This window comes from Streptococcus infantis (genome assembly GCF_047464215.1).
Lineage (GTDB): Bacteria > Bacillota > Bacilli > Lactobacillales > Streptococcaceae > Streptococcus > Streptococcus infantis_P.
In genome coordinates this window covers 102,386-108,914 of sequence record NZ_JASHCG010000007.1, presented here as the reverse complement: position 1 = coordinate 108,914, position 6,529 = coordinate 102,386, and the positions used below count along the sequence as shown (strand labels likewise).

At 41.8% G+C, this 6,529-nt stretch carries 8 protein-coding genes; all 8 read right to left on the bottom strand.

Translation table 11 applies throughout. The features are described 5' to 3' along the window. The coding region (locus tag QM469_RS05825; RefSeq protein WP_212750421.1) for an IS630 transposase-related protein at window positions 1-86 on the bottom strand (86 nt) is incomplete at its 3' end. 109 nt (window positions 87-195) lie between these two features. Then, the gene (locus tag QM469_RS05820; RefSeq protein WP_000818851.1) at window positions 196-888 is read right to left on the bottom strand and encodes a methionine ABC transporter permease; all 693 of its coding nucleotides are present in this window, start codon (window positions 886-888) and stop codon (window positions 196-198) included. Between the two features lies 1 nt (window position 889). Beyond that, window positions 890-1,951, bottom strand: a complete 1,062-nt coding sequence (locus QM469_RS05815; protein WP_414276249.1) for a methionine ABC transporter ATP-binding protein — start codon at window positions 1,949-1,951, stop codon at window positions 890-892. Next, entirely contained in the window at window positions 1,944-3,317 is a 1,374-nt protein-coding gene (locus QM469_RS05810) for a M20 family metallopeptidase (RefSeq protein ID WP_371607928.1), read from the bottom strand. The genes QM469_RS05815 and QM469_RS05810 overlap by 8 nt, the downstream gene beginning before the upstream one ends. Before the next feature lie 122 nt (window positions 3,318-3,439). Further along, window positions 3,440-4,294 carry a MetQ/NlpA family ABC transporter substrate-binding protein gene (locus tag QM469_RS05805; protein ID WP_000694516.1) on the bottom strand — a complete coding sequence of 285 codons (855 nt, stop codon included), beginning with the start codon at window positions 4,292-4,294 and terminating at the stop codon, window positions 3,440-3,442. A 153-nt stretch (window positions 4,295-4,447) separates the two neighbouring features. Beyond that, on the bottom strand, window positions 4,448-5,290 hold the full coding sequence (locus QM469_RS05800; protein ID WP_049502808.1) for an amino acid ABC transporter substrate-binding protein: 843 nt from the start codon (window positions 5,288-5,290) through the stop codon (window positions 4,448-4,450). Between the two features lie 102 nt (window positions 5,291-5,392). Next, complete coding sequence (locus QM469_RS05795; RefSeq protein ID WP_045762538.1) at window positions 5,393-5,716, bottom strand: AzlD domain-containing protein; 324 nt, start codon at window positions 5,714-5,716, stop codon at window positions 5,393-5,395. After that, window positions 5,706-6,401, bottom strand: coding sequence for an AzlC family ABC transporter permease (locus QM469_RS05790; RefSeq protein WP_371607930.1), 696 nt, complete (start codon window positions 6,399-6,401; stop codon window positions 5,706-5,708). The genes QM469_RS05795 and QM469_RS05790 overlap by 11 nt, the downstream gene beginning before the upstream one ends. Window positions 6,402-6,529 lie beyond the last annotated feature (128 nt).

Below are 6,529 nucleotides of genomic sequence, written 5' to 3'. Positions count from 1 at the left end.
TCAAAAACTTTGGCCGCCTCGACATGGCTGTGTCCCTCTTTGATGTAATCTAATGCTCGTTGTTTAAAATCTGTACTATATGCCATGGCTTTATTATAACATGTATTTTATAAACTAAGTGACTATAAAAGAAAAAGATTGAAGAAAATTGTTCACAACTGACTTTTTCTTCAATCTGAGAGCCACACGGCTCTTTTATTTATGGCTTAATTTCTTGGTCAAAAAGTCTCCCAAGAACTGAATTGTAAAGATAATCAGGATAATGATGAGTGTCGCAAGGACTGTTACATCATGATTGAAACGGTTAAATCCATAGGCGATAGCTACGTTACCGATACCACCTGCTCCGACCGCTCCCGCCATAGCTGTTTCACCGACAAGGGAAATCAAGGTTACAGTTGTCACACGGATCAAGTCTGGTAGACCTTCTGATAGGTAAACACCCACGATGTCCCAGAAAGTAGCTCCACTGGCTTGAGCTGCCTCGATGACACCGCCATCTAGCTCTGCCAATACCACCTGTACTTGACGGGCAAAAAAGGCAAAGACTGCAAAAGATAGGGGTACAATAGCCGCATTTGGTCCGATACTTGTCCCTACGATTAGATGAGAGAAGGGTGACAAGACTGCCAAGAGAATAATAAAGGGAACCGCACGGAATATAGAGGTAATCTTATCTAAAATCCAGAAGACGACCTTATTTTCCAAAACACCGCCTGGAGCTGTCAAGACAAGGAAGAGACCTGCAACCAGCCCTAGGAAACCTCCGATGAGGAAGGAAAGAACCGTCATATAAAGGGTCAAGTAGATTGCTGTTCCCCAGCCAGCTTGACCAGACCAACCCATCTTATAGACGTTTGGTAAGTATGCTTTAATCAATTCTGCCATCTTACTGTCCTCCCTTCAATACTTTTAGTTGCACACCAGCCTGACGGATGGCGTCTTGAGCGCTTGCCAAGGCTTCTTTTTCCCCTGACAATACAACCACAAGTTCACCCACAGGAGTGCCGTCCAAAATTTCAATGTTCCCATAGAGAATATTGGCTGTTACTTGGTAGTGCTTGTACAATTCATTCAGAAGTGGTTCATCTGTAGAAGCGCCTGCATACTTGAGTTGTACCAAAATGCTGTTTTCAGATAAGTGCTCTACGATTTCCTGTTTCTCAATCTTGACCATAGCTTCATCAATACCTGTCGCAGTTGAGATAAAGTCCTGAGTCAATGGCTGCTTAGGATCTGAGAAGATTTCAAGAACGCTACCTTCTTCAATCAAGCGGCCATCCTGCATCACTGCCACACGGTTAGCAATATCTTTGACAATCTGCATCTCGTGTGTAATCAGGACAATGGTCAAACCTAGTTTACGGTTCAATTCTTGCAAGAGTGACAAGATTTGTTTCGTTGTCTTTGGATCAAGAGCTGAAGTTGACTCGTCTGAAATCAAGATTTTTGGATCATTGGCCAAGGCACGCGCAATAGCCACACGTTGTTTTTGACCTCCAGATAGTTGTGAAGGATAGTTTTCGGCACGGTCAGCCAAGCCCACCAAGTCTAGCAATTTAGCTACTTTAGCCTTCTTTTCTTCCTTGCTGAGCCCAGAGTGTTTGAGGGCAAAGGCTACGTTTTCCTCTGCTGTTTTCTGACTCATCAGGTTAAAGTGTTGGAAAATCATCCCAATATCTTGACGTTTATGTCGTAATTGCTCAACAGTTAAGGTAACCTTGCCATCAAAAATTACATCATTATCTACAGTAATTCGACCTGCAGATGGTTTTTGCAAGAGGTTAATCACACGAACTAGGGTTGATTTCCCTGCCCCAGAATATCCAACGATTCCGTAGATATCCCCTTCTTGGATGTGAATAGTCACATCCTTGACCGCTGTGATGGTTCTTTTCTTTTGGTGAAAAGTCACATCTATCTGATCTAATTTGATAATATCTCTACTCATAGCTTCTAATCAGCTCCTCTACTAATTCAATATGGGTGTAATAATCGGCGATTCGTACATTCTCGTCTCCACCATGGTCTCGGCTATTAGCATTTCCTAGACCAAAGGCAACCATAGGTACTTCTAAGGCATCAAAGACCGTATGCATAGGTCCTGTCCCTGCAGTTGTTGGCAAGACAGATACGCCCTGTGGATAGAATTTCTTGGCCAACTCAATAACATTGAGAATAGATGGTGCACTCATATCACTTCGATAACTCATCTCACCCAAGGTATAGTATAATTCTACCTTATCAAAGCCGTTTTTGTCTAGTTGTTTCCGGATTTTATCCAAAACATCATGTGGGTCCAAGCCAGGAACCAAACGAACTTCTAGCTTGGCACTAGCCTCTGCTGGTAGAATCGTTTTAACTCCTTGCCCCTGATAACCAGACTGAATCCCTTCGATATTGAGTGCTGGTTCAAAGAAGAACCGTTTGAGAAAGGCTGTACGTTCCTCTTGTAAAAGTGGCAATTCCAAGCCATAAATCTGGCTGACTTCCTCTGGATTGCGTTGGGCATAGGTTTCAACCAAGGCTAACTCTCGTTCATTCGGCTCTTGTACTTCTTCGTACAGACCTTCAACCAAGATACGGCCATCTGCAGCTCGCAAACTGGTCAAGGCTTGAATGAGATACCATGGAGCTGACTCCACAATACCTCCATAGCTAGAGTGGATATCCACATCGGCACTCTTGACCTTGGCATCAAAAGTCACAATTCCCTTGTTTCCACCAGAGATTTCTAGCTGTTCCAAGGCATTTTTGGTTCCTTGTTCCCAGACCAATAAATCTGCACCACGAAGCTTGTTCGCATGTTTTTCTAGATATTTGTCCAAGTCCATAGAGGCAGATTCTTCTGCACCTTCCATGATGAAACTGATATTGACTGGTAGATCATCATGATGCTGCATGTATTTTCTAAGAGCACTCAAGCGGGCGGTGATATGTCCCTTGTCATCATCAACCCCACGTCCATACATGATGCCATCACGGACAGAAAGCGTAAATGGATCCTCTGTCCAGACTTGGTCGCCATCCGCAGGTACTGTGTCATAGTGGTTGTAGAAAATGATAGTCTTGGCATTTGGGCGTGAACTTTTAAAATGCGCCATGACAAAGGGTGCCGTATAACTCTCATCAATCTCGACCTCTGCACCTACACGCTTGAAGATTTCGCCTAGATAACGAGCCACCTCTTTAAGGCCGACTTGTTGGGCAAAGACTGATTTTTTAGAAATCAAGGTCCGCAACACTTCAAAGTAATGTTGCGCTACATGATCCTTTTCAAACTTTTCAATTTGTTCTTCTTGGCTAGGGAAAACCATTTTCTCTCTACCTTTCTACTAGGACTTGTACCTTTGGAATCAATACAAGTGGATGTTCCTTTTCTTTAGTCTCTATATAAAAGCAAGAGGTGGAAAAAATCTCTCCCACCTCCCTGTGTTTATTACCAAACTGGTTGATCCAAGCCGTCTGAAGTTTCTTCGATGACTTTTTTCACTTCATCAGTATGGTAAGCTGCGATAATTTTCTTGATTGCATCAGCTTTAGGTGATGATTCCCAATCTTTTTTCGCAACGATGATGTTGTACCATTGTTTTGAGTTTTCGTCAGCTTGCTCTTTAAAGAGTGCTTTCTTGTAGTCCAATTTTGCTTCTGTAACAAAAGTGTTGTTTACAACTGCAGCATCAACTGAAGTCAATGAACGAGCTGTTTGGCTAGCGTCCAACTCAGTGATTTTCAAGTTCTTTGGATTTTCTTTGATGTTTGCGATTGTAGCAAGTTCAGTTCCTGAAACATCCAATTTAATCAAACCAGCTGATTGAAGAAGGTAAAGGGCACGGCTTTCGTTAGTAGCATCGTTTGGAATTGCGATTTCACCGTTATTTGGGATTTCTTCCACTTTAGTGTACTTGTTTTCTTCCCCGTTTTTACCTGAGTAAAGGCGGATTGGTGAGATATAAGTATCTGCAATCGCTACAAGGTCTTTACCGTTTTCTTTGTTCCAGTTGTTCAAGAAGTTGTAGTGTTGGAAAGCGTTCAAGTCTACTTCACCATCAGCAGTTGCTTTATTTGGTTGTGAGTAGTCTGTAAACTCTGTGAATTCCAATTTAATTCCGTCTTTTTCAACCAATTCTTGGACTTTGTCCCAGCGTGCTTCTTCTGAACCGCTACGGTTAACAGTCGCAATTTTAACTGTAGTTGTATTGTCTGCTTTCTTGTCTGAATTTCCGCAAGCTGCAAGTGCAAGGCCTGCTACTGTAGCGATAGCTGCTACGCCTAACCATTTTTTGATTTTCATGATTCGTTCTCCTTTAAAAATAATACCGTACTAGTATCTCACAATTTGTTTGATTTCACAAATTGTTATTAGATAGTCAGATATATAGTTTTAAACTATATGTCTAAAAGTTACAAAATCATCCATCTACGAGAGAATGGATGATTTAAAAATTTATTTAATATCAGCTTCTGCTGGCAGATAAGAACCGCCAAAGAACTGTTGAGATAGCTTTTCAAGGGTTCCATCTTTATATAATTCTTGGATGCGTTTGTCCACAAATGCCTTCAACTCATCTTGACCTTTGGCAAGAAGTGGGTATACGTAAGGTTGTTGGTCGCTTGGAAGTTCGATAACTTTCAAGTTATCCAAACCTTGGTCCTTGATGACTGTCTCTACACCGATTTTATCAAAAATCTTGTAGTCAAATCGGCCATCACTCAAACGTACCATGATTTGTTGGAAGTCCCCTTTAACGTAGTTAAGGATAGTTGGGTTATCTGAGTGTTGTTTGTTGTAGTCTTCTAGCTGTTTAGCAGATGTTGTTCCTTGAACAACTTCTGTTGATTTTCCACCGATATCATCAAACGATTTGATGCTAGAGTCATCTTTTTTCACTACAAGAACGTTAGGGTTTTTAGCAGTTGGAGCTGCATAAAGGTATTTTTCAGCACGTTCTTTAGTGTAGCTGATGTTGCTAACAGCCATTTGGTAACGATCAGCATCAAGTCCTGCAAAAACACCTGACCACTCTGTCTTCTCAAACTTGACAGTATACTTGTCAGAATCTTTAAAGATAGCGCGAACCACTTCAATCTCGTAACCAGTCAATTCGCCATTTTCTTCATAGTTGAATGGTTTTGGTGTAGCATTGGTTACAACGATAATTTCTTTTTTACTAGATGTTGCTTCACCAGATGCAGCATCTTTCTTTTCACCGCCTGAGCAAGCTACCAATACACCTGCGGCTACAAGCCCTAGAGCAGCAAGTGATGAATATTTAACGATTTTTTTCATGATAAATCCTCCAAAATAGAATACAATCTTATTTTAACAGAAAAAAAGGAATTACGCTATTATATGATTTCTATATTTGTGATAGGTTTTCTTTATGGCTGATTAAAAGACCAAACGTAGGACTGCTATCAAGACCACTCCAAAGAGAACAGTCCCAACCAGATTACGGTAACGAAAGGCTACAAAAGCCGTTGGAAAGACTGCTAAAAAGTCTAACCACTTTATCTGCGGAAGGCTTCCAACTTTTCCTGTCACCACACTTGAAAGAATCAAGGCAAAGATAATAGAAACTGGTAGAAATTTCAAAAAGCGCTCTACGATAGGCGGCAAACCCTTGTACTTGGCTAGGATAAAAGGAATCATTCTTGGAATCCAAGTCACCAGGCCAGAAAAGACAATTGCTAATAAAATATACTTACTGACCATCCAAGACCACCCCCATGGTACAACCTAGCAAGGTCGCAAACAGAACAGCTAATGACTGAGACACCACCGTCAAGAGCAAAAAGAAAGATACAGCTACAACTGCTAAAATTATGAAGAGATTGCGCAAAGGAATCCGTTTTTGCATAATCTGAAATTGGGAAGTAAAAATCCCAATAAACATCCCCACTAGAGCAAAATCTAAGCCAAAAATTTCTGGATTTGGTAGAAGTCCACCTAGAGCAGTTCCGACTACAGTTCCGACAAACCAAGCCACATAGCTGTTAAGGTTGTTCCCGTGCATCCACATAGGATTGACCTTATCCGTATGCACCAACTCACCCATCAAAACGCCATAGGTCTCATCGGTCAAGAGGCTGGACATGCCGATATTGTGCCAGAGACTTGTATGACGGAAATAAGTCGACGCATGCAAACTCAGCAAGAAGAGACGCAGATTAATCAAAAAGACCGTCATGGCAATGGCTGCCACAGGCGCTTGAACTGCTATCAAGGCTATCATGGCAAACTGAGCACTCCCAGCATAAACAAAGAGGCTCATCAAGCCCATCTCTACAGATGTCACATAGGGCGCACCGATAATCCCACAGGCAAGACCGATACTAACATAGCCCAGAGCTGTCGGCACCGCAGCCTGCACACCCTCCCAAAATCCTTTTTCTTTCATAGATTTCCTCACTAATCATTCCTTCAGCAACTGCTTTCCAAACAGTCACAGCAAACATTATTATAACATATTCGTGAAATAGAAAAAAGTCTGCTGACTGACAAGAACAGAAAAAGACTGGGAAGCCA

Bases quoted from the DNA above. Each gene is read 5' to 3' on its own strand.
- QM469_RS05800 (WP_049502808.1), bottom strand. From the start codon at position 5,290: ATGAAAAAAATCGTTAAATATTCATCACTTGCTGCTCTAGGGCTTGTA.
- QM469_RS05815 (WP_414276249.1), bottom strand. From the start codon at position 1,951: ATGAGTAGAGATATTATCAAATTAGATCAGATAGATGTGACTTTTCAC.
- QM469_RS05810 (WP_371607928.1), bottom strand. From the start codon at position 3,317: ATGGTTTTCCCTAGCCAAGAAGAACAAATTGAAAAGTTTGAAAAGGAT.
- QM469_RS05805 (WP_000694516.1), bottom strand. From the start codon at position 4,294: ATGAAAATCAAAAAATGGTTAGGCGTAGCAGCTATCGCTACAGTAGCA.
- QM469_RS05795 (WP_045762538.1), bottom strand. From the start codon at position 5,716: ATGGTCAGTAAGTATATTTTATTAGCAATTGTCTTTTCTGGCCTGGTG.
- QM469_RS05790 (WP_371607930.1), bottom strand. From the start codon at position 6,401: ATGAAAGAAAAAGGATTTTGGGAGGGTGTGCAGGCTGCGGTGCCGACA.
- QM469_RS05820 (WP_000818851.1), bottom strand. From the start codon at position 888: ATGGCAGAATTGATTAAAGCATACTTACCAAACGTCTATAAGATGGGT.